General features: G+C 67.7%; 27 protein-coding genes. 15 read left to right on the forward strand and 12 right to left on the reverse strand.

Going from position 1 to position 26366, the window contains the following annotated elements; genetic code table 11:
- Positions 1 to 5: 5 nt before the first annotated feature.
- The 6 genes from ACFSXZ_RS25435 to ACFSXZ_RS25460 form a co-directional block, all read right to left on the reverse strand.
- A complete protein-coding gene (locus ACFSXZ_RS25435; RefSeq protein ID WP_378267705.1) occupies positions 6 to 767 on the reverse strand; it encodes an ABC transporter permease in 762 nt (253 codons plus the stop codon).
- A 9-nt stretch (positions 768 to 776) separates the two neighbouring features.
- The gene (locus ACFSXZ_RS25440) at positions 777 to 1571 is read right to left on the reverse strand and encodes an ABC transporter ATP-binding protein (protein ID WP_378267706.1); all 795 of its coding nucleotides are present in this window, start codon (positions 1569 to 1571) and stop codon (positions 777 to 779) included.
- 112 nt (positions 1572 to 1683) lie between these two features.
- Positions 1684 to 2481, reverse strand: coding sequence for an ABC transporter ATP-binding protein (locus tag ACFSXZ_RS25445; RefSeq protein WP_378267707.1), 798 nt, complete (start codon positions 2479 to 2481; stop codon positions 1684 to 1686).
- A gap of 4 nt (positions 2482 to 2485) precedes the next feature.
- A complete protein-coding gene (locus ACFSXZ_RS25450) occupies positions 2486 to 3328 on the reverse strand; it encodes an ABC transporter permease (protein ID WP_378267708.1) in 843 nt (280 codons plus the stop codon).
- A 116-nt stretch (positions 3329 to 3444) separates the two neighbouring features.
- Positions 3445 to 3921: a MarR family winged helix-turn-helix transcriptional regulator gene (locus ACFSXZ_RS25455; protein ID WP_378267709.1), complete on the reverse strand. Its 477-nt coding sequence runs from the start codon at positions 3919 to 3921 to the stop codon at positions 3445 to 3447.
- Between the two features lie 90 nt (positions 3922 to 4011).
- Positions 4012 to 5052 (reverse strand): ABC transporter substrate-binding protein, encoded by a 1041-nt coding sequence (locus ACFSXZ_RS25460; protein ID WP_378267710.1) that lies wholly within the window; start codon positions 5050 to 5052, stop codon positions 4012 to 4014.
- 179 nt (positions 5053 to 5231) lie between these two features.
- Here ACFSXZ_RS25460 and ACFSXZ_RS25465 point away from each other — a divergent pair, with 179 nt between their 5' ends.
- A complete protein-coding gene (locus ACFSXZ_RS25465; protein ID WP_378267711.1) occupies positions 5232 to 5963 on the forward strand; it encodes an SDR family NAD(P)-dependent oxidoreductase in 732 nt (243 codons plus the stop codon).
- Positions 5960 to 6373, forward strand: coding sequence for a RidA family protein (locus ACFSXZ_RS25470; protein WP_378267712.1), 414 nt, complete (start codon positions 5960 to 5962; stop codon positions 6371 to 6373). The genes ACFSXZ_RS25465 and ACFSXZ_RS25470 overlap by 4 nt, the downstream gene beginning before the upstream one ends.
- Positions 6374 to 6426: 53 nt before the next feature.
- Here ACFSXZ_RS25470 and ACFSXZ_RS25475 read toward each other — a convergent pair whose 3' ends face one another.
- The 5 genes from ACFSXZ_RS25475 to ACFSXZ_RS25495 all read right to left on the reverse strand — a co-directional run bounded on the left by ACFSXZ_RS25475 (position 6427) and on the right by ACFSXZ_RS25495 (position 12231).
- Entirely contained in the window at positions 6427 to 8220 is a 1794-nt protein-coding gene (locus tag ACFSXZ_RS25475; protein ID WP_378267714.1) for a thiamine pyrophosphate-requiring protein, read from the reverse strand.
- 147 nt (positions 8221 to 8367) lie between these two features.
- A complete protein-coding gene (locus tag ACFSXZ_RS25480; protein ID WP_378267715.1) occupies positions 8368 to 9117 on the reverse strand; it encodes an acetate uptake transporter family protein in 750 nt (249 codons plus the stop codon).
- Positions 9118 to 9303: 186 nt separating this feature from the next.
- Positions 9304 to 10317 carry an SDR family oxidoreductase gene (locus ACFSXZ_RS25485; RefSeq protein ID WP_378267716.1) on the reverse strand — a complete coding sequence of 338 codons (1014 nt, stop codon included), beginning with the start codon at positions 10315 to 10317 and terminating at the stop codon, positions 9304 to 9306.
- Between the two features lie 193 nt (positions 10318 to 10510).
- A complete protein-coding gene (locus ACFSXZ_RS25490) occupies positions 10511 to 11716 on the reverse strand; it encodes a M48 family metalloprotease (RefSeq protein WP_378267717.1) in 1206 nt (401 codons plus the stop codon).
- Complete coding sequence (locus tag ACFSXZ_RS25495; RefSeq protein WP_378267718.1) at positions 11713 to 12231, reverse strand: hypothetical protein; 519 nt, start codon at positions 12229 to 12231, stop codon at positions 11713 to 11715. Before ACFSXZ_RS25495 ends, ACFSXZ_RS25490 begins: the two co-directional genes overlap by 4 nt.
- Before the next feature lie 550 nt (positions 12232 to 12781).
- Here ACFSXZ_RS25495 and ACFSXZ_RS25500 point away from each other — a divergent pair.
- From ACFSXZ_RS25500 to ACFSXZ_RS25510, 3 genes are all read left to right on the forward strand, one after another.
- Complete coding sequence (locus ACFSXZ_RS25500; RefSeq protein ID WP_378267719.1) at positions 12782 to 13147, forward strand: hypothetical protein; 366 nt, start codon at positions 12782 to 12784, stop codon at positions 13145 to 13147.
- A gap of 62 nt (positions 13148 to 13209) precedes the next feature.
- Entirely contained in the window at positions 13210 to 13686 is a 477-nt protein-coding gene (locus ACFSXZ_RS25505; protein WP_378267720.1) for a hypothetical protein, read from the forward strand.
- A 568-nt stretch (positions 13687 to 14254) separates the two neighbouring features.
- Complete coding sequence (locus ACFSXZ_RS25510; RefSeq protein ID WP_378267721.1) at positions 14255 to 15799, forward strand: GMC family oxidoreductase; 1545 nt, start codon at positions 14255 to 14257, stop codon at positions 15797 to 15799.
- 25 nt (positions 15800 to 15824) lie between these two features.
- On the opposite strand, the gene ACFSXZ_RS25515 is transcribed toward ACFSXZ_RS25510, so the two are convergent.
- Positions 15825 to 16262 (reverse strand): PaaI family thioesterase, encoded by a 438-nt coding sequence (locus ACFSXZ_RS25515; RefSeq protein ID WP_378267722.1) that lies wholly within the window; start codon positions 16260 to 16262, stop codon positions 15825 to 15827.
- A 222-nt stretch (positions 16263 to 16484) separates the two neighbouring features.
- Between ACFSXZ_RS25515 and ACFSXZ_RS25520 the strand changes: the two genes are divergently transcribed.
- The 10 genes from ACFSXZ_RS25520 (at position 16485) to ACFSXZ_RS25565 (ending at position 26362) form a co-directional block, all read left to right on the forward strand.
- Positions 16485 to 18089: an AMP-binding protein gene (locus tag ACFSXZ_RS25520; protein ID WP_378267723.1), complete on the forward strand. Its 1605-nt coding sequence runs from the start codon at positions 16485 to 16487 to the stop codon at positions 18087 to 18089.
- A 133-nt stretch (positions 18090 to 18222) separates the two neighbouring features.
- The gene (locus ACFSXZ_RS25525) at positions 18223 to 19029 is read left to right on the forward strand and encodes a ferritin-like domain-containing protein (RefSeq protein ID WP_378267724.1); all 807 of its coding nucleotides are present in this window, start codon (positions 18223 to 18225) and stop codon (positions 19027 to 19029) included.
- On the forward strand, positions 19029 to 19448 hold the full coding sequence (locus tag ACFSXZ_RS25530; protein WP_378267725.1) for a PaaI family thioesterase: 420 nt from the start codon (positions 19029 to 19031) through the stop codon (positions 19446 to 19448). Before ACFSXZ_RS25525 ends, ACFSXZ_RS25530 begins: the two co-directional genes overlap by 1 nt.
- Positions 19449 to 19450: 2 nt before the next feature.
- Positions 19451 to 19705, forward strand: a complete 255-nt coding sequence (locus ACFSXZ_RS25535) for an acyl carrier protein (RefSeq protein WP_378267775.1) — start codon at positions 19451 to 19453, stop codon at positions 19703 to 19705.
- Complete coding sequence (locus tag ACFSXZ_RS25540; protein ID WP_378267726.1) at positions 19702 to 20529, forward strand: SAM-dependent methyltransferase; 828 nt, start codon at positions 19702 to 19704, stop codon at positions 20527 to 20529. The genes ACFSXZ_RS25535 and ACFSXZ_RS25540 overlap by 4 nt, the downstream gene beginning before the upstream one ends.
- Positions 20530 to 20628: 99 nt before the next feature.
- Entirely contained in the window at positions 20629 to 21531 is a 903-nt protein-coding gene (locus tag ACFSXZ_RS25545) for an acyl-ACP desaturase (RefSeq protein ID WP_378267727.1), read from the forward strand.
- Between the two features lie 91 nt (positions 21532 to 21622).
- Positions 21623 to 22546 (forward strand): LysR family transcriptional regulator, encoded by a 924-nt coding sequence (locus tag ACFSXZ_RS25550; protein ID WP_378267728.1) that lies wholly within the window; start codon positions 21623 to 21625, stop codon positions 22544 to 22546.
- A 91-nt stretch (positions 22547 to 22637) separates the two neighbouring features.
- Complete coding sequence (locus tag ACFSXZ_RS25555) at positions 22638 to 24194, forward strand: AMP-dependent synthetase/ligase (RefSeq protein ID WP_378267729.1); 1557 nt, start codon at positions 22638 to 22640, stop codon at positions 24192 to 24194.
- A gap of 167 nt (positions 24195 to 24361) precedes the next feature.
- A complete protein-coding gene (locus ACFSXZ_RS25560) occupies positions 24362 to 25636 on the forward strand; it encodes an NAD(P)/FAD-dependent oxidoreductase (RefSeq protein WP_378267730.1) in 1275 nt (424 codons plus the stop codon).
- 132 nt (positions 25637 to 25768) lie between these two features.
- On the forward strand, positions 25769 to 26362 hold the full coding sequence (locus ACFSXZ_RS25565) for an SGNH/GDSL hydrolase family protein (RefSeq protein WP_378267731.1): 594 nt from the start codon (positions 25769 to 25771) through the stop codon (positions 26360 to 26362).
- Positions 26363 to 26366 lie beyond the last annotated feature (4 nt).

Raw genomic sequence — 26366 nt, forward strand, 5'->3', positions numbered from 1 at the left:
CTGCCTCAGGCGATTTTCCGGCGATAGACGACCATCGCGAACACGTACGCCACGACGAGGATGCCGACGCACCAGGCGAGCGCGACCCAGATGTCGCCGCCGACCGGCCGTTGGGCGAACAGGTCGCGGATCGTGTTGACGATGGACGTCACCGGCTGGTGCTCGGCGAAGGCGCGCACCGGCCCGGGCATGGTCTTCGTGGGCACGAAAGCCGAGCTGACGAACGGCAGGAAGATCAGCGGATAGGAGAACGCGCCCGCCCCCTCGACCGACCCCGCGGAGAGCCCGGGGATCACCGCGATCCAGGTCAGGGCCAGGGTGAACAGGAGCAGGATGCCGGCGACCGCGAGCCATTCCAGCACCCCTGCCCCCGAGCGGAAGCCCATGACCAGAGCCACGCCCACGACGACCACAAGCGAGATCAGGTTCGCGGCCAAAGAGGTGAAGACATGTGCCCACAGCACGCCCGGCCGTGCGATCGGCATGGACTGGAAACGCTCGAAGATCCCGCTTTTCATGTCGGTGAAAAGCCGGTATGCGGTGTAGGAGATGCCCGACGCGATCGTGATGAGCAGGATGCCGGGAAGCATGTAGTCGATGTAGCGGCCCGGACCGGCGTCGATCGCGCCCCCGAAGACGTAGACGAACATCAGCATCATCGCGATCGGCGTGATGACGGTCGTGATGATGGTGTCCGCGCTGCGCATGACATGGCGCAGGGTTCGTGCCGTGAGCACGCCGGTATCGCCGAAGAAGTGCGTGGTCATCCTTGCCCCCTAGGTGTTCGCGCCGGTGGCGGTCTTGTCGTCGTGGCCGATGATCGCGAGGAAGATTTCCTCCAGCGTGGGCTGCTTCTCGACGTACTCGACCGTGGCGGGCGGGAAGAGCTTCTTGAGTTCGGCGAGGGTGCCGTTCGCGATGATCCGGCCCTTGTGCAGGATCGCGATCCGGTCGGCCAGTTGTTCGGCCTCGTCCAGGTACTGCGTGGTGAGGAGCACCGTCGTGCCGTGGCCGGCGAGTTCCCTGACCGCCTGCCACACCTCGATGCGCGCCTCGGGATCCAGCCCGGAGGTCGGTTCGTCCAGGAAGATCACGGGCGAGTTCCCGATGAGGCTCATCGCGATGTCCAGGCGGCGGCGCATACCACCCGAATAGGTCGAGACCCGGCGTGTGGCCGCGTCGGTCAGCGAGAAACGCCTCAGCAGGTCGTCCGCGATCGCGCCGGGGTCCTCCAGGTGCCGCAACCTGGCGACCAGAACGAGGTTTTCCCGGCCGCTGAGGATTTCGTCGACGGCGGCGAACTGTCCGGTGAGGCTGATGGACTCCCGCACGTTCGCCGGTTGTGTGGCGATGTCGAAACCGTTGACGCCGGCCGTGCCGGTGTCGGCCTTCAGCAGTGTGGCGAGGATCCTCACGGTCGTGGTCTTGCCCGACCCGTTGGAACCGAGCAGGGCGAAAATGCTGCCCCGGGACACGTCGAAGTCCACACCGCGCAGCACCTCGAGTTTTCCGTACGACTTCTTCAGCCCCCGCACGCGAATCGCCGGATCAGCGGCCGGTCGGGTCGACATGGTCAGCTCCCTCCTTCGCGGAGCCTTTCCCGCCGACTACGAGAAAGCTCCTGCCAAAGGATGAAGGGTTGACCCAGCGTCAAGGTCAAGCCGTCGGGGAAAACCCGTCCGGTCAGCTTCCGATTTCGGTGAGGCCGGTCTCTTCCTCCATCCGCATGAAGTCGCGGGTGACCGACTTCTCCAACTCGAAGAGGGCGTCGTCGTCCGGCCGTCGCGGGTAGGGGACCTCGACCGGAAGGTCGAGGTGAACCCGCGCCGGCCTGGCGGTGATCACGAGCATCCTGGTCGAGAGGAAGACCGCCTCGCGAATGTTGTGGGTGACGAACAGGATCGTGGTCCCGGTCCGGTCCCAGATGCGGAGGAACTCCTGCCGCAGCTTGCGCGCGGAGATCTCGTCGAGCGCGGAGAACGGCTCGTCGGCGAGCAGGAGATCCGGCTCGATCGCCAGGCCACGGGCGAGCGAAACGCGCTGCTGCATTCCGCCCGAAAGCTGCAAGGGATAGTAGTTCGAGAATTCCGACAGGCCGACGATGTCGAGATACCGGCGCACGCGGGCGTCGATCTCGTCGGTGCCCAACCCCATTTCCCGAAGCGGGAGCGCGACGTTCTCCCGCACCGACCGCCAGTTCAGCAGGCGCGGCTGCTGGAAGACCATGCCGATCTTCACGCCGGAGCGGGTCTTCGTGGTGACTTCCTTTCCCGCGAGCAGCACGGTGCCACTGGTGGCGTCGTCGAGTCCGTTGATGATGTTCAGCAAAGTCGACTTGCCGCAGCCGGAAGGCCCCAGGATCGAGAGCAGCGCGCCTTCCTCGACCGCGACGTCGAGGCCGTCCAGCACCCGCAGCGGCGGCTGTCCGGGCCGTGGGTAGGACTTCGCCACCTGGTCGAGCACCAAATAGGATTCGGCCACGGTTTCAGGCTCCCCTCTGGAACTGGGCGGCGGGCCGCCATCGGGTCAGCCGGGCCTCGACCGGCTTCAGGATGGCGAATTCGGCGATGAGCAGCGCGACCGTGAACAACAGCGTCCACGCCAGGACCTGCACCATGTCGAAGTTGCCGAACCAGTAGTTCAGCGTGTACCCGACGCCGCTGGAAAGCCCGAGCAGCTCGACGATCGTGACGATTTTCCAGGAAAGCCCCAGCGCGTACCGGAGCGCCGCGAGAATGTAGGGAATGAGCTGGGGGACCACCACCCGGAACAGGATCGACCGGCGGGAGAAGCGAAACGCCTTCCCCATGTGGATCAGGTCGCGGTCGATCGCCTTCGTGCCCTGCCAGATGTTGATCGCGATGGCCGGGGTCGCCCCGACGCCGACGGCGATGATCGCGGCGAGATCGTTGAGGCCGAACCAGAGGATGCAGAGGATTCCGTAGACGATCGCCGGAATGGTGAAGAAGATGAGGACCCAGGTGTCGAGCAGATCTTCCCCGAGTTTGGACAGTCCCATGATCAGGCCGATGGCGATGCCGGCGCACACGGCGATCAGCATCCCGCCGACCACCCGCACCATCGTCACCCCGAGCTGCTGATAGGTGTTCCCTTCGCCGAGGTTCCGCGCCATCTGCGCGAACACCGTCCCCGGCGACGGCACGATCGTCGGCTCCATGAACAGGGCGATGACCTGCCAGATGAGCACGAGCAGCACGACCGACAGCGCCCGCCGCCACAACCCGCGCAGGAACCGGCGCCGTGCTCTCCGCCGGATCGAGGCGGTGTCGATCACGACCTCACCTTGGAGCGCTGGGATTGTGGACACCTGGGGCCACCTTTCTCTTGCCTCATACGCCGGCGGGTTTGAACCGCGCTCAGTGCCTCTGGTCGCTCCCCGCGCGGTGCCGGTCACGCGTTTCTCCTCGGGTCGTCGAAGGGCCGTCAGCCTCCGCCGAGCTGCTCGCCGATGTAGCCGGTCGCCCGGTCATACAGGCTCTGCAGGGCGCGCGTGACCACCGGCAGGTCCTTGGCCGGGATGTCGGCGAGGAGGTATTTCACGGCGTCGGCCAGTGCCGCGTCCGCGGCTTCCACGGCGGCGCGGCCCTTGTCGGTGATGCCGAGGATGATCGCCCGGCGGTCGTGCTCGCTTTGCGCCGTCGCCAGCAGGCCGCGCCGGACCAGCCCGTCGACGTTCTCCGAGACCGTCGGCAGCGAAATGTTCCCTCGCGCCGCGAGTTCGCTCAGCGATGTCTGGCCGGCCGCCACCCGTGACAGGGTCCGGTATTGCTGGAAGGTCAGCCGGGTGTCGAGGCCGGCCAGGATCAACTGGTTGAGCCTGGACAGCCGGGCGGGCACCGCGACGACGAGATCCTGCGTCTCGCCCTCGACCGGGCGTTCGGTCACTGGTCGCCGGGCCATGGCCATGCGTCTCCTTCAAATCCCCGTCATCGATTGGAGGAGATCCTACGATCGGGTACGCGGCGCCCGCCGTCCTGCCCACCTTCGGCGTCAGGGGGTGAAGACCGGATAGTCGAGCGAGAACAATCCGTCGGGAATAGTCTTCGGGAACGACGGATCGAGATAGGGAATGGAGTCGGTGACGAGGTGTTTCATGTCGTCGACCTGTTTCTGCGTCCATTGCGTGACAAACGAGCCGCTGTAGAGCTTCTGGTAGGCGGACGCGGCGTCCGGGTGTCCCAGCGACTGCGCGTAGGTGGTCCACACGGTCGACGTGCTCTCGATGTATTTGATCGCGTCCTGGAGGGAACTCACGTAGGCGCGGACGGCCGAGCAGTTCTGACCGGCGTACTTCTCGGTGGTGACGGGGCCGAGATAAAGGGCGTCGTAACCCATCTCAGTCGAAAAGTCCGTCGTGAGATCGACGATCTGACGATACTTGCCCTCGTACTGCGCGAGGGCGGTTCCGTCCACGGAGAGATAGATCGCGTCCAGTTCACCCTTGTCCATCAGGCCGGCCAGCGTCGCTTCCGGCGCGACGTGGATCGTCCCGTCGACCTGATGCAGGAGGTCGAGGTGGTACTTCTTCTGCGCGTAAACCTGGAGCAACGAGGTGACCGCGCCGTTGAGCGCGGTGAAGGAGCCGACCCGCTTCCCCTTGAGATCACCGAGGTTGCCGGCCGGGGAGTCCTTCGGCACGAACACACCGCTTCCGGGCGTCGACAGCGCCCCGATCAGCATGACGTCGGAATGCGCGGCGCGCGCCTGCACCATCGTGGTCAGACCGCCGAAGCCGAAGTCGACCGCGTGCTGCGTGATCGCCTGGGCGGTGGCGGGCGGGTTGAGGAACGACTTCACGTCGAGGTCCAGGTTGTACTTCTTGTCGATGCCCTGGGCCTTGACGGTCTTGACCACCAGATCCTGCGCGCCGGGGTTGGTGGCGACCGTGGCCGAAGTCATCTGGCCGAGCGGTCCGCAGTTGCCGCCCTGGACTCCCTTGGGCTTCGAGGCGCTCGCTCCGCCGCCACCGCATCCGGCAAGTGCCAGGCCGGTGACGATCAGCAGGGCCGCCGCTGTCCGCTTCGTGCGCATCGCAATCCCCTTCGAGCCACGTTGCTCGTTTCTTAGGGAACCTTACTGTTAGCAATCCTAACTTGGCAACCTTCGTCCCGTGCTTCCACAAGGTTCGGGTACCTGATAGACAGGTACCCAAATAAATTGCCGCGCGGACGACGGGTCCTCCGCAGGCGGGTGGACGAGGAGGTTCGCGCATGGCCGACGGATACGACTTCTCCGGCCGGGTGGTGGTGATCACGGGTGGCGGCAACGGCATCGGCGCCGCGACGGCGGTCGCGGCGGCCGGGGCCGGGGCGAAGGTCGTGGTGCTCGATCTCGACTCCGACGCCGGGACCGCGGTCGCGGCGAGGCACGACAACATCACCTTCCGGCGGCTCGACGTGTCGGACCACGACGAGGTCCAGTCGGTCATCGGCGCCGTGGTGGCGGAACACGGACGGATCGACGGCCTGGTGTGCTGCGCGATCGTGCAGCCGCTCATCCCCGTCCTCGAGATGACCCCGGATCAGCTCAACCGGGTGTTCGCCATCAACCTCGGTGGGGTGGTCTGGGCGTCGAAAGCGGTCGCGCCGGTGATGGCGCGCCAGAACAGTGGGTCGATCGTCTACTTCGCCTCCGGCACCGCGAACTTCGGCAAACCGCACTCCTCGCCCTACACCTCGTCGAAGGGCGCGGTCGCCGGGTTCGCGGCCACCTTCGCGCGGGAGGTGGCGCCCTACGGCGTGCGGGTCAACCTGTGCCGCCCGGGCGTGATCGACACCCCGCAGTACCGGGCGTCCAACCCGGATGCCGACTACTCCAAGCTCGACCGGCCGGAGGACGCGGTGGGGCCGGTGATGTTCCTGTTGTCGGACTACGCGACGATGACCAATTCCATCGTCACGCGCGAAGGCACACTCCCGCGCACGCCACGGACCTTTCCGTGAGCGGCCGCACCGACGCGACTCCGCTCAATGTCGGCATGCTCAAGATGCCGGTGCCGCTGACCCAGGCCTTCGTCGTCCCCGCCGGCCGCCGCGTCGTCTTCGTCAGTGGTCTCACCGCGCGGGACGGCGAGGGGAGGACAGTCGCTCCCGGTGATCCCGGTGGGCAGGCGGATCACATCCTGACCGCCATCGACGCGATCCTCCGGGAGGCCGGAGGCGGCATGGACGACACGATCAAGCTGACCATCTACGTCGCTGACCGGTCGTATGCGGCGGCGGTCGGAAAGGCCAGGGCGAGGTGGTTCCCGACCGCACCACCGCCCGCCTCGACCATGGTCCAGGCGGCCCTGATGTCCGACGATCAACTCGTCGAAATCGAAGCTGTCGCGGTGCTTCCGGCCGCTGGGTGACGCCTTTACCAATCCGGCCAAAAGCAGGCGGAGACGGCCCGGAGCCGAACCGCTTACCGGGCCCCATTTCCGCCGTGGCTGTGGTCGGATTGGTAACGACCGGCACAGTAGGACCCGTCGGGCAGCGAGTCGGCGGGTTCCGCGGCGATGCGGTCCAGGACGACCCGGACCACGGCGGCGCGACCGGTCTTGACCGCGTCGAGTCCCTCCGCCAAGGACGGCGCGAGCTCGTCGATTTCCGTTACCGTGGCGGCGAAAGCCCCGCCCGCGGCCGCCGCGACCCCGGCGAGATCGGCCGTCTGGGAAAGATCCACCCAGTAGCGGCCGGTCTTGGCGGCGGCTCCGTCGGGGTACTGGCGAAGGACGTTGCGCTTCGTGGCGTGCCAGCCGCCGTTGTCGAGGACCACGGTGAGGAACGGGGCGTCGTAGCGGTGCGCCATCCAGTAGGCGGCCGCCGGTGAGCTCAGGAAATAGGTGCCGTCGCCCGCGAGCGCCACGACCGTGGCGTCCGGTCGCGCCAGCTTCACGCCGACCGCCGCACCGGCGAACCAGCCGAGTGACGAGCCGCCGCTGGCGAACAACGTGCCCGGGCGATTACGCGGCAGGTGGCGGAAGACGGTCTCGGCATTGCTGACGGACTCGTTGAGCACGATGGTGCCCTCGTCGATGGCCTCGGCGACGGCCGCCGCGACGACGGGCACGGTCAGCCGCGACCCCTCCCGCTCGGCTGCCCAGCCCTGCCGTTGCGCGCGGTGCGTGGCGGCCAGTGCACCACGACGCCCGGCGACATCGCCGAGCTGTGTCCCGGCCCGCGCCGAAGCCAGCAACTGTCCTATCGCGACGGTCGAGTCAGCGCGGACGAAGCGGCGGGATTCCAGATACCACAACGGGATTTCCTCTTTGAGAGGATCGGCGTCGATCAGGAAGACGGCCGCGTCCGGCTTCGGCGCGGCGATCGTGGGCATCCACGGGACGTCGCTGTCGAGCACGACGACCACATCCGCCTGTTCGAGCACGGGCCCAGCCGAATAGCCGAGATGAAGCTCGTGATCCGCCGGGAAGCCCATCGCGTCGGCGATCGGTTGCGCGACACCGACGCCCAGCGTTTCCGCCAGTTCCACAAGGAGTTCCACCGATGACGGGTCTCGCCCGAAGCTCGAAGTGACGATGACGGGGAAGCGTGCCCGGGCGATGGCGTCGACGATTTCGCGGACGGTCTTCTCGGGCGCCGGAATCGGCTCGACCGGCTGCCACAGCGCGGGATCCACCCGCCGTCCGTCGGTGGGCGCCGCCAGCACTTCGCGCGCCGCCGTGAGATAGACCGGGCCTCGCGGGGCGCTGCGTGCCAGTTGAAGCGCGCGGTGGGTCACCTGCCGGACGTTGGCCCCGGTGCGCAGATCGTAGCTCCATTTCGCATACGGCCGGACGATCGCGTGCTGGTCGTGCACGTCCTGGAGATGGTTCGGGTAGCTGTTGCGCGAGCCGGGAAGCTCACCTTCCATCGTGAAGGGGGTCAGGCCGGCGACGAGCAGGACCGGCACCCTGCCGCGCGCCGCGTTGTGCACGCCGCCGCCGAGGTTCGCCGTCCCGACATCGACGTGGACCAGCACCGCGGCCGCGTCCCCGGAGGCCAGCGCGTAGCCGTGCGCGGCGGCGAGCGCGACCGCCTCGTGCGGTGCGAGCACGACCGCCGGGGTGCGGTCGCCGCGTTCGCGGGCCTTCGCGAGGGCTTCGATGATCCCGGGATGGTCGCTGCCGAGGTTGCCGAACACCATCTCGATCCCGGCGTCGCCGAGCGCGCCCACGAACGCGTCCGCCGTCGTGACCGCTTCAGGCAAGGAAGGCATGCCCTGGCCCCTTCTCCGTCGGATTCGGCCCGGGCGACGCTACTGTTAGGGTACCTAATAGTCAACGTTGTGATGGGGCGCGGACGTTTCCGTCCGCGCCCCATACCGTCGGTGAACCTACTTGTGAACCTACCGACTACTGTGGATCTACTGGCCCACCTTGATGCCGGGTTCGCCCATCTCGAACTGGATCAGGCGCTTGGGCTTGGTGCCCGGCACGTTGGGCTCGGCGCCGACCTTGCCCACCGGCAACACGACGCGTTTGTAGGTCGCCTCCAGCATCATCGCGCTGGCGGTGTACCAGGCCAGGATGGCCGAGACGATCAGCAGGTACGCGGCGATGAGCCGGAGGATGCCGATGTTGCCGAGCAGGCCGATCGCGAGCAGGGTCGAAGCGGCGGCCAAGGTCAGCAGGACGAGCCCGATCGAGATGTTCTCCGCGAAGGCCGCGAAGACACCGGTCCAGGTGACCGCCGCCAGGCCGATGAACCAGAACCCGAACGCGGTCGCCGCGAGCGGGCTCGCCGTCGGACCCGGCAGGCCACCGAGCCCCACGAAGAGGTTGTAGATGCCGTAGGCGATCCAGAACGATCCCCACGCTCCGTGGATCCCCGTGGCCAGAGCGTCACGCGCCCGGAACGACCACATCGCGGCGAGGAATTGGGCGACACCGCCGAATGCGAAGGCGAACGGAGCCAGGATCAACGGCGTCAAGGTCGAATTGCCGTACCAGCCCGCCATGTTGGCGGCGACCATGAACGTCGAGACCGCGAAACCGAACAGCCCGAGAATCGACGGGGCGGCGACCGGGCTCAGGTTGATGTGCGTGTGCTCTCGCCAGAACGAGTATTCCATGCCGTCTCCGCCGGCGGCATGGGCAGCCGCGCGCTCTGCCATTTCCCTCTCCTTTCTCCGGACAGATTCCGCGGGCCCGGTCCACTCGCGCGTGTCCCGGCGCCTCTCGGTTTCCGTCTCCCGTTATGGGAGTCCTCAGTTGTGGTAACGGAGACGTACCCGTGTCCGGCCCCGGTACACGGCGACGACACATTTGGTATTCGACTGCCTCCCCCAGCAGGGTGATACTCAGTCCCCGCCACGCCGGAGCGCCAGAGCACCGATCCCCGCGACGGCCGCGGCGCCCACGGTGCCGAGCAGCCCGTGGTGGCGGGAAGCCCACAGTTGGACGCTCCTGGGCTTCGCGCGGGCGTCGAACCGGCCGTGCGCGCCGAAATCGGCACCCGGCCGGTCGTCCACGGGCTCCCAGAGGTTGACCCGCCGGTCCTGTTCCCGCGCTTGGTCGGTCTGCTGCGACCGGTAGCCCGTCCTGGCGAGGTAGCGGTCGAGGATCCCGGGGGCGAGTTTGTCACCGATCATGGTCGCCACGGTGCTGCCGCCGACCCAGTACTCCCGCCGTTTCGGATGGTCCGCGGCGTGCACGATGGCCCGGGCGGCGACTTCGGGCTGGTAGATCGGGGGCACCGGCTGAGCCTTGTGCGGCAGCCGGGAAGCCACCCAGTCGAACTGGGGTGTGTTCACCGCGGGCAACTGCACCATGGTGACGTGCACCGGCACCTTGTCATGCAGGAGTTCGCAGCGCAGCGCTTCGGTGAAACCCTGAATGGCGTGTTTCGCCCCGCTGTAGGCGGTTTGGAGCGGTATACCCCGGTACGCCATGGCCGAGCCGACCTGGACGATCGTGCCGCGCTTGCGGGGCAGCATCCGGTCCAGCGCCACCCGCGTTCCGTGGACGAACCCGAGATAGGTGACCTCGGTGACGCGCTCGAACTCCTTCGGTTCGATATCGGTGAACCGCCCGAACACCGAAGTGAACGCGTCGTTGACCCACACGTCGATCGGCCCCAGCTTTTCCTCGACCTCGCCGGCCGCGCGATCGAGCGCGGCGAAGTCGGCGGTGTCGACGGGGATCGGCAGCGCTCGCCCACCCGCGGACCCGATCTCTTCCGCGACTGCGGCCAGCCCCTCCTCGCCCCGCGCCAGCGTGGCGACACTGTCTCCGCGTGCGGCGAACGCACGGGCCGTGGCCCGTCCCACACCGCCCGTGGCTCCGGTCACCACCACCACACGACCGCGACCCATTTCCGGTCCCTCCTTCCGCACCCGGGACTGTTGTCTTGTGCAATGGTCTCGGGGTACCCGATGTCCGGGGGTTCATGCGAAACGGACCCTGTTCGTGCGATGGATCAGGTGCTGCGGACGAGTGCGCTACCGCCGGCCGGATCCCAGCTCCCGGATCTGCACCGTCCGATCCGGCTTTTGCGCGGGTTGTCAATTATCGTCGCAGGGTCCAGGCATGACGGAGGAACGGCCACAGCAACGCGAACGCGGCCGCCGCGAGCCACACCGGCCAGAGATTCGCGCACCAGATCCCGACCGCGTGGCGGTTTTCGGCGCCGATCATGCCGGGTGGCAGTCTCAAGAACAGCCACACCGCGTTGGCGGCGACGAGTTCCCAGCCCAGCAGTGCCAGCCAGGCCAGCGGGTAGCAGGCGACCGCCGCGACGGCGGTGGTGCGCCGCCCGCCGCGCAGCAGGGCCTTGCGCAGGGCACGCGGCGGGTGCGTGAGCCTGCTGACCAGCCACGGCCGGATACCGCCGGTGGTGCCGGCGCGGCCGATCGCGTCGATCATCGCTTGTGGCGTGGCGCCCGCCGCCATGTGGTCGGCGTTGAGTTCCGCGCTCCACGACGCGGCTACGGGCATGGTGATGGCGGCGAGAAGCAAACTGGCGGAACTGATCAGCATGAGGACGAGATCCGGTACGGCCAGCTTCACCAGTTGGGTGAACGTGTGCGGCACGCCACGGGAATCGACGCTCGACAGGAAACTGATCGAATCAGCCAGCCAAAGCGACGCGGTGGGGATCAGCACGGTGCAAGCGAACAGGACCGGCCAATGCCGGATGACGAACTCAAGGGGGCTCACCACACCCAGGAGTGCGTTGTCGCCCTGACGGCAATGGTGCAACTCGTGCCGCAGGACGGCCTCCGCCGCCGCGCGATCTTCCTGCCAGAGGACGACCAGTGGCGCGAACACGGCCAGCCGGGGCTTGCGCGGTGTCCGGAAATAGGCGAACGCCGGCAGGTCGGTCCGGTTGAGGTTCGCCAGCACCTCGACGTGAGGCAGGTGAGCACGGGCGAACTCGGTGATCGCCACGACCGTGGGCGCGGGAAACCGGGCGCGCAGGCGAAAGCGGGATTCGATCACGCGACCGCGAAGACCCGCCCCGAACACGGTCAGGACCGCCGCCGCGATCACCAGTGGTGGCACGAGATCGACCAGGTCGGCGACGCGCAGCAGGTCGCTGCCGAAGACCGTGGACGCGGGATTCGGGGTGGCGCCGAAGAGATCGAGGACGGCCGACCACCACTGGGCCACCCCGTGCGGGAATGTCCATACCACTGTGGTGGCGAGCCAGAACAGTGGCCACGGCGGCGCGGGCGAGGCGGCCCGCCGGATGGAGGTCAGCCTGCCGGTCACGAGGCCGACGGCGGCCGGATGGCGGTCAGGAACGCACGCGTGCCGCTGCCGTCGGCGATGAGAGCCCGCACGATCCGGAAGGTCAGCAACTCCCGGTCGGCGGGAGCCATTCCGGCCGCGGCGAGTTGCGTTTCGATCGCGTCGATCACGCGGCTCAGGTCGGGGTCGTCCGCGACGGCGGTCTGCTCCGTTTTTCCTTTCCGTGCCGCCTTGCGGCGATCCCACAGCTCACCGACATTCTTCAGCAGGGTGGACACGCTGCTTGCGTTGCCGCCCAACAGGTTCCACAAGCTGTGTCCCGCGACGGCGAGCCCGGCAAGGATCTGCGGGAACACGACCAGCACACTGCCGACATCGAACCCTGACGGGACCGATCCCCTCGTCCGGAACAGTTCTTCGCGCTCGCGCCCACCGGCTACGTAGGCGACGACCATCGACGGTGCGAGTTCGACTTCGGTGGGCACCACCTCTTTCGCCAACCGCAGCGCCCAGTCGACGATCTCCTCGTCACTCACCCGGTCACGTCCTTTTCTGCGCCAATGCTCGAGAGAAAACGACGCCAGCGGGATCGTCGGCGCGCGGTCGGGCGTTACTGGTCCGGAAGAATTATCCCCTCGTAACGTCTGGCCGGCCCGTGCGGACTTAGTCCGCGAAACACGGCCCATGCTGAGGACGGCGACGGGGAGAAAGACCATGCGCACAACACGCCGTGCGGGAGTACCGATCATCGTCATGTCCCTGGCGATCGGCATTTCTTTGTCCGCCTGCGGTGGCGGAGGATCAGGCGCTGCCGTTCCCACGTCGTCCACGGTGACGGCAAGTCCCGATGTACTGTCCACCAGCCGATCCTCGTCGTCTCCATCACCGACGGCTGAAGAAAACAGCGCCAATACCCCTACTTCTTCGTCCCTGACCACCTCCCCGACAAGCTCCGCCACGAGCCGGACATCGGCGGCCCGCTCGTACAATGTGACGATCTCCGGCACCGTTTCCGGTAATTCTTTCCGGCGCGCCGCGACACTTCGCGTGGTTCCCACCATCGCTGCCATCGGTACCACGAACGGTGTGAATGCGACCGATGTCTGCCTGATCTCCGGCTTCCCCGCGGGACAACCGGACGTCGGCGCGATCTGGCTCAGTTCGAATTCGGGCTGCGATCCCGACGCGAGCGCGGCCGACATCGACCTGGCCTTCGTGACCGTGGACGCGAACACGATCACGATCAAGCCGGACGAGCGGGTCGCCGCGACCGGCGGGAACAATTTCACTTCGTCGTCGGACTACATCTGGGCCTGCCTCTTCAATCCGGTGGCCGGGCAGTTGCGGGTCACCATCGGTGACGGCGGCGGCGTCCGGGGCTCCGTCGACGTAACCGGCTACGGGGGCGCTTCCTGCGGCAACTCCGACTACCACGCCACGATCTCCGGCTGACGCGGGCCGCCGAGTACCAGGCTCGCATCGCCGAGGAAGGGCTCGATGTCGTCCTCGATCGCATGACGGGTGACTGGCAAGCGGTGGTGCGCGCTCTGGGTGCCTTGGGCATGGTGGATCCCGGTCACCTCGCTTTTCTGGGAATGTCAATGGGAACAAGGTTCGGCCTTCCCTTGTCGGCGGCTCTGGATGACCGGCTCCGCTGTGTGGTGCTGGGAAAGTTCGGCCTCCGGCAGGGCCCGGGCTTCCCCAAGGGGCTGGAGGCGGCCGGACGGATGGCGGCCGATGCCGGACGGATCCACGCTCCAGCACTGTTTCACCTCCAGTGGGACGACGAGGTGTTCCCCAGGGACGGCCAGCTGGCCCTGTTCGACTCGCTGGGGTCGCGGGACAAGCGACTGCTCGGCTACGCCGGTTCTCACGCCGAAACCAGACCCGACGCCATAGTTCTTTGGCGTGACTTCGTCTGTGACCATCTGCGGTCTCGCCCGGGTCACACGAAGAAACGGTGGGCGCACCCGGAAGCGCGGACGAGGTAACGCGGTCGAGCTTCGCGTCTTCGCGAGTTCCCAGCCGTGGCAAGGCTTCCCCAGGGGTGGTCCGGGGCTGTTCGAGGTGATCACGCTGTTCGCTCATAGGGCGATATTATCGAACAAATGACGCAGCGGCACGCGAAAAATAGTACCGGAAAGAGTGATGTTCGTGAGTATGTTCGCATGGTTACGATGTTTATCGAGACGGCGCGGGCCGGTGTGGCGGAGGGTGGTGGTCGGACGGTGATCGAGGCGGACCTTACGGCAGGCATACGACAGAAAGGGGGAGTGGACGCGGGTGTCGACGGTCGGCGTGGTGGGCCCTCACGCCGAGAGGGCGCCGAGAGGGCGCCGAGAGAACGGAGGTGACCGCCGTGCCGGTGGAACGGTGTCACGCCGGGCGGTACACAAGATCGTTTCGGAAGGGGAGAGAGAAAAGATGTTAGGGTGCCTAATAGTCAATGGTGCGAGGCTCCGGTGGCTCCTCGGTCGGGGCAGGCGAGCCCCCGCCGGGCGCCCTGGGTCCGGTGACACTGTGCCCGCAACGGGTTGACGGAGCGCGAAGAAGGTGAGCATGAACGCTGGCACAGCGACAGTCGACGCCGCTGTCGTCGTTGTCGGAGGCGGCACGGCGGGCGCGATCGTGGCGTCGCGCATCGCCGAGCGGGGCGATCGTTCCGTTGTCCTGCTCGAAGCCGGACCGGACTTCGGGAGCCCGGAGGAGACCCCGCCGATCCTTCGCTACGGCGGGTACTCGGAGGGACGCGTCACCACCCGGGACTACAGCTGGAAATGGGACACCGTCCTCACCGCCGAGGGTGGCACGCCGTACACGCTCCACAGCGGCAAGGTCATCGGAGGCGGAAGCTCGGTCAACGGGCAGGTGTGGCTACGAGGGCTGGCCGACGACTTCGACGACAACTGGGCCGGCCGCGGCGCTACCGAGTGGACCTGGGAGCAGGTGGCCCCGTGGTACGCGGCGACCGAGGCCGACCAGGACTTTCCCGCTCACGGTGACCACGGACCGGTCGCCGTCAGCCGGGTGGCGCCGGGCAACTGGCATCCGTTGCATGCCGGCTTCGTGGACATGTGCCTGGCCAAGGGCTTCCCGCTCTGTCCCGACTTCAACGCCGACGGGGCGACGGGGGTGGGGCCGCAACCGTTCAACAACGTGGACGGTGTCCGGCTGAGCTCCGCGTTCACCCACCTGTCGGCCGTGCGCGGGCGTCCCACGGTCCGTGTCGTGGGGGACCACGAAGTCGTGCGGATCCTCTTCGACCACGACCGGGCGGTCGGCGTGGTCGCCAGGGGCCCGTCGGGGCACGAGGTCATCGTCCGTGCGGAACAGGAAGTCGTCCTGGCCGCGGGTGCCCTGGGCACGCCTTGGCTGCTCCTGCGATCCGGGGTCGGCCCCGCCGGACAGCTTCGGCGACACGGCCTTCCCGTTGTCGCGGACCTGCCGGGGGTCGGCAGGTCGCTGCGGGAACATCCCCAGGTCTGTGTGCGCTGGCGGGCGAGGCCGGGACAGAACCTCGACCAGACCTCGGCGCGAGCGCCGGTGGCCCTGCGCTGGACGGCGCCGGGGTCGACGCTCCGGGACGACATGAAGCTCTCGATCGCCGCCTTCGAGGACGGCGGCGGCACCGGAATCCAGGCGTCGGTGTTCCTCATGCAGGCCCTGAGTGCGGGCAGTGTGACCCTCGCTCCCGAGGGGCCGGACGCGCGGCCGGTCGTCGATCTCGCTTTCCTCGACCATCCCGAGGACCTGCGCCGTATGCGCGAGGCGGTGCGGTTGACCGTCGACCTGGTGGAGTCGTCGGCGGAGCTGCGTCCGGTCATCGGTGAACGCGTCGACCCGGACGACGACGAGATGGCTCGCGACGCCGCTCTCGACGCGTGGCTCCGCCGCAAGATCCAGGGCACCTTCCACCCTTCGTCCACCTGCGCCATCGGGAGCCCGGACGCGCCGGGAACCGTGGTGAACCAGGAAGGTGAGGTGCGTGGCGTGCACGGCCTCCGTGTCGTGGACGCCTCGGTCATGCCCGACTCGGTCCGCGCGAACCTCAACGCGACCGTGGCCATGATGGCCGAACGGTTCGCGTCCGCCATCACGGGGTGATCGCCGGTGCCGGCGCTGCCCGGCCTCAGCCGAGGGGCTGGACGAGGCAGGTGCAGGTGCCGTGCGCGACGAGTTTGCCCGCCGAGTTGTGGACGCGCGCCTGCGCGGTGGCGGTGCGGCGGCCGACGTGCTCTGTGGTCGCCTCGCAGCGAAGTTCGCCGTCGTCCAGCGCGACCCCGCGAATGAAGTTGACCTTGAGTTCGAGCGTGGTGTAGAGGGTCGCGTCCGGCAACCGCGTGAACACGGCACTGCCCATCGCGGTGTCCATCAACGTCGACAGCACGCCGCCGTGCACGGTGAGCATGGCGTTGGCCTGCGACGGGTTGGGCTTCAACGTGTAGACGGCCCGGCCCTCGCCCAGTTCGGCGCACAGCACGCCGAGCGAGTGGCCGACACCGATGCCTTCGGTCAGCCCCTTGGTCAGCAGGGCCTGTAGTTCTTCGATCCGCTTGGCGACGCTCATGTGATCCTCTCCAACGCGACGGGCGAAGTGGCCGAAGTGTCCACAGTGGACTTCATTTTCTCGCTCGACGGTCGGTCACTATGCTCGCCACGAGTGAACGAATTCTGAACGGAAAACGGCGAAATCGTTGGTGTGACGGCATGTCAATGGCTCGATAGACGCTTCCCGAATTCCGTTGCCCCTGGCCCGGAAATGCCCGCAGAGTGAGGCCAGGAGGTGACCATGACCCTGCCCGAACGGTTCGACACGGCGGCCGCGACCGCTCCGGATCTGCCGATCTCCTTTCCCGGTGAGGACGAGCGCCTGACCTATGCCGAACTGGCCGACGGCTCGCGGCGCATTGCCGCGGCGCTCGCCGAGGCCGGTGCCCGTGAGGGGGACGTGATCGGCGTGCTGTGCCCGAACGGTGCCGCGTTCGTCCAGGCCGTGTTCGCGGCCGGACGCCTCGGTGCCGCCGCGTGCCCACTGCCCTTGCCGATGGGCATGCGGGATCTCGAGGCCTACGTTCGCCGTCTTCAGTCTATTGTGGACACGTCGACGATGACGGACCTGGTGATCGTGCCGAAGCTGCGCCCCGTCGCGGACCAGCTGACCGGTCCGCGGATCCACGACGCCGCTTCTACGGTTCGGCACGAGCCGTGGAGCGGCTACGCGGCCACCGCCGAACACACCGCCGTGCTGCAGTTCACGTCCGGCAGCACCGCCGAGCCCAAGGGTGTCGTGCTGACCCACGCGAACGTGCTGGCCTGCGCCGATTCGATCACCTCGGCCATCGCCATCACCGACGGCGATGCGTGGGGCAGTTGGCTGCCGCTGTTCCACGACATGGGCCTGTTCGGCACGATCACCGGGCTGCTCAACGCGATTCCCATGACCGTCTGGTCGCCCGCGACCTTCGTGAAAAGCCCGGCCGGCTGGCTCACCGAGTTCCTCGCCTCGCGCGCCACGATCTGCGCGATGCCCAACTTCGGGTACGACTACCTCCTCACCGCGGTGCCCGCCGACCGGGGACTGGACATGGCGCACTGGCGCGTCGCGTTCAACGGCGCCGAATCGATCTCGGTCGACTCGATCCGGGCGTTCTCCGACCGTTTCGGCCGGGCCGGCTTCCGTCCCGAGGCGATGACCCCGGCCTACGGGCTGGCGGAGGCGACCCTGGTCGCCACGCTTCCGCCGCTGGACCGGCCGCCGGTCTACGACTGGGTGGACCGGGCGGCGCTGGCGGCCGAGGGCAAGGCCGTGCGCCTCGCCGAGACCGACCCGGGTGCCCGCGGCATCGTCGGACTGGGCCGGGCGGTGCCGGGCATGCGGGTGCGCGTCGACGGCGGTGTGAGCGACGGTGTCGTCGGCGAAATCGAGGTCGACGGAGCGGCCGTCACCGGTGGCTACCTCGGCCGGTCGGACGGCCCCTTCACGGCCGACGGCTGGCTGCGCACCGGCGACCTCGGTTACCTGCGCGACGGTGAACTGTACTTCACCGGCCGGATCAAGGAAATGATCACCGTCCGCGGGGAGAACGTCTACCCGCTCGACGTCGAAGCGATCGTCCGATCCGTCCCTGGCGTCTACAAAGGACGGTGCGTCGCATTCGCCGACGGGGAGCGGATCGTGGTGTGCGCGGAAACCCGGGAAACCGACCGCGAACGCCTCACCGCGGAGATCATCGCTCGCTGCTCGGCCGAACTCGGCTTGGGCGATCTCGCCGTCCATCTCGTGCGGCCTCGCACGATTCCCCGGACCACCAGCGGAAAGCTCCAGCGGCTCGGCATGCGGGAGCGTTTAAGAGAGAGTCTCAGCGATCAAAGCAAATCGCGGCAATCAAAGTGACCACAGAGCGCGCCGTCTGGGTCCGCTATCGGGGCGGCAGGGCGCCGATCCGCATCGCGCGACGTGCGCTGGAAAGACGCGCCCTGTCGACACGATCGCGGGGGCGCGCAAAGCCGCGAAAAAGGAGGAGCTTATGACAACGGGTATGGACGGGATGCACAGCCTGGACGTCTTCCGGCACTACGACCGCAACCATTGGCGGCTGCACACCCTTCCGCTGTCCGAAGTGGACGTCAGCCTGGTGAAGCCCGAGTACGTCACCCTGGTCAAGAGCGCGGTGATGGGCGAGTCCAACGTGATCGCCGCCGTGCACGGGTTCCTCAACGAGTTCGCCGACGACTACGACTTCTCCGCATTCGCGGTCATCTGGGGCTATCAGGAGGTCCAGCACCACTACTCGTTCACCTCCTGGTTGCAGGCGGTGGGAGAGACGGTGGACCACCGGGCGGTCGAGGCGATGCGCGCGCCCTACGACCCGGGCACCACGCCTTCGGCCACGCTCGCCACCAACATCATCTCGGAGCTGACCGTCAACCACGTCTACCGTGCCGTGTCGGCGTGGGTGGACGAGCCGGTGCTCAAAGACCTCCTGTTGCGGGCGAGCCGCGACGAGGCCGGACACGCTCGTGAGTTCCGGCATTTCGCCGCCAAGCGGCTGGAGGCCTACCCCGGCGAGATCCCGTCCGTGCTGGAGACGCTGTACTTCTACACCGCGGACGACAAGATCAAGCATCCGGTGGGCGTGTTCAAGGCCGGTCTGGACGAACTCGCCGAGACCGAGACGATCGACACCGGCTTCGAACTGTTCCTCGACCGCGTCGCCGACAGCGGGGAACTCGCCGAGTTGCAGGGCAAGATCCGGCGCACCTTCGGTTCACTGACCGGCTACGACCTTTCCTCCAACCGGGCCGTCCGGCGCGCGATCGCGATGGCGCTGTGATGACGGCCGTCCTGCCGTGGTCCGGCCGTGCCGATCACCACTGCTTCGGCTGTTCACCGGTCAATCCGGCCGGCCTCGCCCTGGAGTTCGCCGAAGACGAGAAAACGCTTTCCACAGACTTCACGCTGGACAAGAACTACGAGTCCTACCCCGGGGTGGTCCACGGCGGGATTCTCGCGCTCATCTGCGACGAGACCATGGGCAACCTCGTGGTCATGCGGCTGGGCGTGCCCGCGCTGACCGTCTCGATGCGCCTGCGTTACATCAGGGTGGTCACGGTGGGACATCCCTACCGGTGCGTCGCCCGTGCCGTCACGGGAGGCCCATTGGTGCCTGCCGATGCGGAGATCCTCGACGCGCACGGTGCCGTCGTCGGCGCCGCGAAAGCGACCTACAAACCACAAGGGAGCCAGTTGTGACCATGCACACGACCGACGTCGCCACGACCGTGACCGCGATCGTCGCCGCCGAGCTGGGCCGTCAGACGGGGGAGCTGAGCCCTGGCGCCGACCTGCGTGCCGTGGAGGGCGCCGACTCGATCAAGGTGCTGCGGATCGTCGCCAAGATCGAGCAGATCTACGACATCGAGCTGCCCGACGACGAGATCTTCGCGTTGAAGACGATCGACGAGGTCGTCACGGTCGTGGACCGGGCCGTGGCGCGGGAGCACTCATGACAGCGGCGACGAACCAGCATTACGACCTCGATCCGGAGATCTTCGCGGGATTCCTCGATCCGCTACGGAAGTATTCGTCCGGGTTGTTCGATGCCGACACCACGAGTCTGGAGCAGGCTCAGCGGCGCAAGCTCTCGTTCGTCGCCGGGCAACTGCGCCTGCTGGGCGGCGAGCGGGTGCTCGATGTCGGCTGCGGCTGGGGTGCCCTGCTGATCTACCTGGCGCAGGAGTACGGCTGCCACACGCACGGCATCAGTCCGGCCCAGCGCCAGCACGAGTTCATCGCGCGACGGCGCGGCGAGCTGAGCCTCGATCACCTGATCACCACCGAAGTCGCGTCGTTCGAGGGATACCGGCCCGAGCCGGGCGCGTTCGACGCCGTGACCATGCTCGGCTCGGTGGTGCACATGCCACGCCTCGACGAGGTCTTCGGCAAGACCCGGGTCGCGCTGCGCCGTGGCGGCCTGCTTTACCTGTCGGAAAGCTGTTTCCGCAGCGAAGCGGTGCGGCAGGCCTGTGACGAGCGGCCCGGCACGGAGTTCGTGCGGCACGGCATCTTCGGTTCGGGGAACCTCCGCCCGTTGTCGGAGCTGGTCGCCGGCGCCGAGTCGGCGGGGTTCTCCGTCCGTGCGGTGCATGATCTCACCGACGACTACCGCCGCACCATCGAATGCTGGATGGACAACCTCCGCGGCGCGGCCGGCAGGCTGGACGCGCACGCCGACGGGCTCACCGAGCAACTGCTGCGGTATCTGGAAATAGCCAACGCGGGCTGGGGCTACACGACCAAGCACTACGCCCTCGTCTGCGCGAAGGCTCGGTGACCCAATGACCGTGTCAAGCCGCGGCAATCAAGGTGACCACGGAGCGCGCCGTCTGGGTCCGCTATCGGGGCGGCAGGGCGCCCACCAATCCTGCGTGAGATGCACTGGGAGACGCGCCCTGTCGACACGATCGCGGGGGCGCGCAAGGTCGCGGAAAGGACGGTGATCAAGGTGACACTGTTGTCGCCGGAGGCGATGGCCACCGCGGTGGACCGGTACTTCGCCGGAGCCGCGCAGGCGCGCTCGTGGCAGGTCGAAACCGCGGTCGACTGGGCTGGTGCCGATGCCGGACGGCTCACCGACGGGCAGCGCTCCGCGGTCGAGTTCGTCACGGTCATCGAAGATCACTTGCCCGGCTACTTCGCCCTCTACACCGAGCATTTCCCGGTCGACGATTCGGTCGACGCGGACGAGTACCAGCACAACCGTGTGCTGTACCACTTCACCGTGCGGTGGGCGGCCGAGGAGGACACGCACGCCCGGGCCCTGGCCCGTTACCAGGCCGCGTCCGGCCTCCGTGACGAACGGTCGGTGCGGCAGGCGCTGGTCGAGCCGGGGCAGGCGCGGTTCGAACTGCCCTTCGGCCACCCGGTCCAGTTCTTCGCCTACGCCCTGGTGCAGGAGAAGGCGACTCAGATCTACTACCAGCAACTGCGCGCGGTCTCCGGCGATCCCGTCCTGGGCGAACTGCTGACGAGGTTGTCCCGTGACGAGGCCCGTCACTTCACCTTCATGGCCGACGTGGTCTCGTCCTATCTGCGGCATCACGGCGACCAGGTCCTCGATCCGATCCGTGAGGTGATCGCCGGGTTCCGGATGCCACTCGCGGACACCTTGCGTGGCTACTGGCGCTGGGCGCTCAAGATCGCGGACACCGCGCGCTACGACCACACCGACGCGTACGAGCACCTGATCAAGGTGCTCAACCGCGCCGTCGACACGCCGAGTGACCGGTTGGGCGAACTGGTGACCTTCGTCGATTCGTGCCGCAGCATCAGCTAATTCAGCTGTTCCCGGTGGCTGCAACAGCGGTTCACCGAAAATTCTCCGGCGTACGCGACGCTGGTCCAGGGCAGTCGGCTGGAGGTCGGAGATGGAGTTCAGACATCTGGTGTCGTTCCTCGCGATCGCGGAGGAGTTGCACTTCGGCCGTGCGGCCGCTCGGCTGCACCTGACCCAGCCTTCGCTGAGCCAGCAACTACAACGGCTGGAGCGCACCCTCGGGGTCGAACTGGTCGCGCGCACCTCCCACGAGGTGCGGTTGACCTCGGCCGGACGGGCGTTCGAGGTCGAGGCGCGGGCCATCGTGGCACAGATGGAAAAGGCCGCGCACACAGCGCGCGAAGCGGCGGCCGGCCGCACCGGGACCGTGCGCGTCGGCTACAACTTCCCCGCGGGCCAGCACATTCTGCCCGCGACGCTGGCCAAGATGCACGCCGAGTATCCCGATGTGACGGTCCGGCTGGAAGAGAAACGCACGGGCCCGCAACTGGTCGCGCTGGCCGACGGCGGCCTCGATGTCGCCCTGGTCTACGGCCGCCCGGTCAGCTCCGACTTCCAGTACCGCAAGCTGTTGAGGCTGACGATGGTCGCCGTCGTGGGGCCGCACCACAAGTGGGCGGGGCGGCCGGGTGTGCCCTTCGCGGAGCTGGGCCGTCAGCCGTGCATCCTGTTCGAGCGCGCGCAGAGCCCGGCGATGTACGACGCGATCTCCTCGGCGGCCGACCGGACCGGCATCCGGCTCAACGTGGCCCACGTGATCGATGATCCGGGCGCGACCGCGATCCTGGTGTCGGTCAAACCGCTGGTGGGCTTCGCGTCGGCGTCGCGGGGCATGTTCGCGGGCGCGGCGGCGGGCGGGGTGCGTCCGGTGCCGGTGCAGCTCTACGATCCGGTGCCGACCGTCGACCTGTACGCGGTGTGGCGAGACTCGGGAAACAGCCGGTTGCAGGAAGCGTTCCTGGACTGCCTGGAGGCGGGCGGCCCGTTCTCCACTCCGCAGGCCGTGCGTGCCTGAGCCACCTCGAGCCGGGCGATAGGCGAATCCAACCGGGCGTTCGCGAAATGCGCGTTGCCGCTCGTGCGGGGTGGCCGAAGAATGATTTCGTGTGAAGACCTCTTTTTCCGGACCCGGGCGGGAGCTCACCGCCGATCGGGGACTGCATTCGGTGCTCAGGACCGGTCGCCGGGAAGATCCGGACCGTCCATTGTTTCGCCGCCGGAGCGAATCCGGCTGGCATGAGATCGGCTACCGCGAATTCGTCCGGCACGTCGAATCGGTGGCCGGAGAACTGCTCCGGCGAGGTGTCCGGCGCGGGGACCGGGTCGCGATCCTGGGCCGCACCGGGTACGAATGGGCGCTGGCGGACTTCGCGATCCTGGCGATCGGCGCGGTCACCGTCCCGGTGTACCCGACGTCATCACCGCACCAGATCCGGCATGTGCTCGGTGATTCCGGGGCGAGCTGGTTCTTCGCCGAGACCGCGGAAGACGCGAGCCGGCTGGGCGCGGAAACCGTGTGGTTGTTCGCGGAACTCGACTCGTGGCGCGACGAGCCCGGCACCGAGTTCGAAGCCCACCAAGAAAAAGTCCGTGCCGGTGACCTCGCGACGATCGTCTACACGAGCGGTACGACGGGGCCGCCCAAGGGTTGTCTGCTGACCCACGGCAACATGTACGCCTCCTCGGCGAACACTGTGCTGCGGACGGACTGGCTGTTCCGTCAAGCGACGGAAGGGAGCGCAGAGCCCGCCACCACCGCGCTGGTGCTGCCGCTTTCCCACGTGTTCGGCCGCACCATCCTGCTTTCCTGCGTGATCGCCGGAACCCGCACGGCTCTGCTGCCCGGCGTGCCCGAACTGTTGGGCGAACTGCCCACGGTGCGGCCGACCTTCCTCGCGCTCGTGCCCTACGCGCTGGAGAAGATCCGGAAGCTCGGCCTGCGTGATCTCGGCCCGCTGCGGTATGTCATCAGCGGGGGAGCATCCCTCGACGACACGACCGTGGCCCATTACCGCGACCTGGGTGTCGAAATCCTGAACTGCTACGGGCTGACCGAAGCCGCGACCGCGGTCACGGTGAACGCCCCGGCGTCCAACCGCGCCGGCACCGTCGGACGGCCGATTCCCGGAACCACCGTCGGTATCGCGGACGACGGCGAGGTGCTGGTGTCGGGTCCGAACGTCTCGCCGGGATACTGGCCGGCACCGGTGGACACCGAGCCGGGCTGGCTGCACACCGGCGACCTCGGGCGCGTCGACGACGACGGCTACCTCGTCATCACCGGGCGGCGTAAGGAGATCCTGGTCACCAGCGGGGGCAAGAACGTCGCCCCGGCACCGCTGGAGGACCGCGTCCGGGCGCATCCGCTGGTGAGCAACTGCATGGTCGTCGGTGACGGCAGGCCGTACGTCACCGCACTGGTCACAGTGGACTCCTCGGCCGACGCGACCGATCGCACGGTGGTCGCCGATGTTCAGCGTGCGGTGGACGAAGCCAACGAACTGGTCTCCCGCGCCGAATCCATCCGTAAGTTCGTCATCGTGGCCGGTGACTTCACCGTGGACGCCGGGCATCTCACCCCGTCGATGAAGCTCCGCCGTGCCGTCATCGCCCAGGCCTATGCCGCCGATATCGCCGCACTCTACCGAGTGGATTCGAAGTGAACAATCGGCCAAATAAATCGCGGTAATTGTTTCCACCCGGTTTCGCCCGACGTTCGGGCTATTGCGCGGGCCAATCGGGCCATGGGGATCCGGCGCAGCGCGTTGACCGCAATTCCAGCGATTGCGGAGAATTGTTCCACAACCGCCGTGTGACGGGAGAGGCGCACATGTATGACGTAATCGTGGTCGGCGCGCGCTGTGCCGGTTCGCCGGTGGCGATGCTGCTGGCCAGGCAGGGGCATCGTGTGCTCGTCCTGGACCGGGCGAGTTTCCCGAGCGACACCGTTTCCACGCACTACCTGCACCAGGCCGGGCTGTCCCGTCTTCAGGACTGGGGACTGCTCGACCGGGTCGCCGCGACCGGGGTGACCCCGATCCGGGAGCTCAACTTCACCTACACCGGCATCGACATCCGTGGCTTCGCCGACCCGATCGACGGCGTCGACGTGGTCTACTGCCCCCGCCGCACCGTGCTCGACAAGATCCTGGTCGACGCCGCGCGCGAGGCCGGCGCCGAGGTGATCGAGCGGTTCACCGTGACCGAACTGGTCTTCGACGACGGCCGGGTCATCGGGGTGCGCGGCCGCGAGGCCGACGGGCGGGAACTGGAGTTCCGCGCCACGGTCGTGGTCGGCGCCGACGGCGCGAACTCGGTCGTGGCGAAGGCGGTCGGCGCCGAGACCTACCGCCACGAACCGGCCGCCGGGTTCATCTACTACTCCTACTACAGCGGCTTGGACTGGGGCATGCACCACCGCACCAGTTTCGCCGAGCAGCAAATCGGCACTTGGCCCACCAACGACGGGCTGAACCTGCTGGCGATCATCCGGCCCCGGGAGCGGTTCTCGGAGTTCCGCGCCGACCCGGAGCGTCACTTCCAGGACATCTACGACGAGGTCGACCCGGAAATGGGCGAGCAACTGCGAGACGCCGGTGAGCGTGTCGAGCCGTTCCGCCCGATGCGTTATCCCGACAACTACTACCGTCGCTCGCACGGCCCGGGCTGGGCTCTGGTCGGCGACGCCGGTTACCACAAGGACCCGTTCACCGGCTGGGGCATCACGGACGCCTTCAAGTACGGCGAGGTGCTGGCAGGCAAGCTGCACAGCGCGCTCGCCGGTGAAGTGCCGATGGAGGAGGCGCTGGCCGACTACGAGAAGATCCGTGACGCGGAAAGCGCCGGCACGTTCAAGCTCACCTGCAGCCTCTCGACGCTGCGCCTGACCCCGTACTACGAGGCCATCTTCGGCGCGACGAGCCAAAGTCCCTCCTACATCAAGAAGTTCTTCGGGCTCATCGCCGGTGGTTACCCCGGCGAGGAATTCTTCGCGCCGCGCAACCTCGAACAGCTCTACGAAGAAGTGGGCACCCCGGCCGAGCAGCGCCTTCTCACCGACAGTCCATCAGCGAAACAGGACGGGCCTGTTCGAGGTGAGTCATGAACGCGCCATCCGAAGGTATCCGATCGTGGGGGCAGGGCTCCGGACGCGCGGAGCGTGAGGTTGGTGCTGAGGAGAGCCCTGGCCACGCGATCGGATGGGCGCGTTCCCAGAAAAGCACCGAGGGATGACGAGATGACGAAGATCAGGCTGACCGTGCTGGGGGACAGTTTCGTCGAGGGCCGGGGTGATCCGGTGCCCGGCGGTTACCACGGTTGGGTGCCGCGGCTGGCGGAACTGCTCGGGCTGCCGCACGGCGCGGTGCGCAACCTCGGTACCTACCAGGCCACCACCCAGGATGTCGTCGAGACGCAGTTGCCGAAGGCGCTGGCCGGAAAGCCGCCGCTGATCGGCGTCATCGTCGGCGTCAACGATCTGGTCACCGCCTACGACCCGCAGCGGTTCCGCCGGAACCTGAGCACCCTCTTCGGTTCGCTGCGGGGAATGGACACCACGGTGTGCACCGCGAACTACCCGGACATCCCGGGCAATCTGCCGGTGCCGGAGGGCTTCCGGAAGCTGTTGCGGAACCGGTTCGCCGAAGCCAACGGCGTGCTGGCCGAGGTCACCGCGGCCACCGGAACCCTCTGTCTCGATCTCGCCGGTGATCCGGAATGGCGGAACCGGGCCATGTGGTCGGCCGACGGCCTGCATCCCAGCCCGCTGGGGCACCGCCGCTTCGCCGAAGCCATCGCCGGTGAACTGTCCACTTTGGCCATCGCCGCATAAGAAA

The organism is Amycolatopsis pigmentata (assembly GCF_042684065.1).
GTDB lineage: Bacteria > Actinomycetota > Actinomycetes > Mycobacteriales > Pseudonocardiaceae > Amycolatopsis_E > Amycolatopsis_E pigmentata.

Coding starts and splice junctions, on each gene's coding strand:
- ACFSXZ_RS25510 (WP_378267721.1), top strand. CDS start 14,255: ATGAACGCTGGCACAGCGACAGTCGACGCCGCTGTCGTCGTTGTCGGA.
- ACFSXZ_RS25515 (WP_378267722.1), bottom strand. CDS start 16,262: ATGAGCGTCGCCAAGCGGATCGAAGAACTACAGGCCCTGCTGACCAAG.
- ACFSXZ_RS25550 (WP_378267728.1), top strand. CDS start 21,623: ATGGAGTTCAGACATCTGGTGTCGTTCCTCGCGATCGCGGAGGAGTTG.
- ACFSXZ_RS25565 (WP_378267731.1), top strand. CDS start 25,769: ATGACGAAGATCAGGCTGACCGTGCTGGGGGACAGTTTCGTCGAGGGC.
- ACFSXZ_RS25560 (WP_378267730.1), top strand. CDS start 24,362: ATGTATGACGTAATCGTGGTCGGCGCGCGCTGTGCCGGTTCGCCGGTG.
- ACFSXZ_RS25505 (WP_378267720.1), top strand. CDS start 13,210: ATGACGGGTGACTGGCAAGCGGTGGTGCGCGCTCTGGGTGCCTTGGGC.
- ACFSXZ_RS25455 (WP_378267709.1), bottom strand. CDS start 3,921: ATGGCCCGGCGACCAGTGACCGAACGCCCGGTCGAGGGCGAGACGCAG.
- ACFSXZ_RS25535 (WP_378267775.1), top strand. CDS start 19,451: ATGCACACGACCGACGTCGCCACGACCGTGACCGCGATCGTCGCCGCC.
- ACFSXZ_RS25545 (WP_378267727.1), top strand. CDS start 20,629: ATGCACTGGGAGACGCGCCCTGTCGACACGATCGCGGGGGCGCGCAAG.
- ACFSXZ_RS25465 (WP_378267711.1), top strand. CDS start 5,232: ATGGCCGACGGATACGACTTCTCCGGCCGGGTGGTGGTGATCACGGGT.
- ACFSXZ_RS25460 (WP_378267710.1), bottom strand. CDS start 5,052: ATGCGCACGAAGCGGACAGCGGCGGCCCTGCTGATCGTCACCGGCCTG.
- ACFSXZ_RS25485 (WP_378267716.1), bottom strand. CDS start 10,317: ATGGGTCGCGGTCGTGTGGTGGTGGTGACCGGAGCCACGGGCGGTGTG.
- ACFSXZ_RS25525 (WP_378267724.1), top strand. CDS start 18,223: ATGACAACGGGTATGGACGGGATGCACAGCCTGGACGTCTTCCGGCAC.
- ACFSXZ_RS25520 (WP_378267723.1), top strand. CDS start 16,485: ATGACCCTGCCCGAACGGTTCGACACGGCGGCCGCGACCGCTCCGGAT.
- ACFSXZ_RS25480 (WP_378267715.1), bottom strand. CDS start 9,117: ATGGCAGAGCGCGCGGCTGCCCATGCCGCCGGCGGAGACGGCATGGAA.
- ACFSXZ_RS25540 (WP_378267726.1), top strand. CDS start 19,702: ATGACAGCGGCGACGAACCAGCATTACGACCTCGATCCGGAGATCTTC.
- ACFSXZ_RS25440 (WP_378267706.1), bottom strand. CDS start 1,571: ATGTCGACCCGACCGGCCGCTGATCCGGCGATTCGCGTGCGGGGGCTG.
- ACFSXZ_RS25435 (WP_378267705.1), bottom strand. CDS start 767: ATGACCACGCACTTCTTCGGCGATACCGGCGTGCTCACGGCACGAACC.
- ACFSXZ_RS25475 (WP_378267714.1), bottom strand. CDS start 8,220: ATGCCTTCCTTGCCTGAAGCGGTCACGACGGCGGACGCGTTCGTGGGC.
- ACFSXZ_RS25530 (WP_378267725.1), top strand. CDS start 19,029: ATGACGGCCGTCCTGCCGTGGTCCGGCCGTGCCGATCACCACTGCTTC.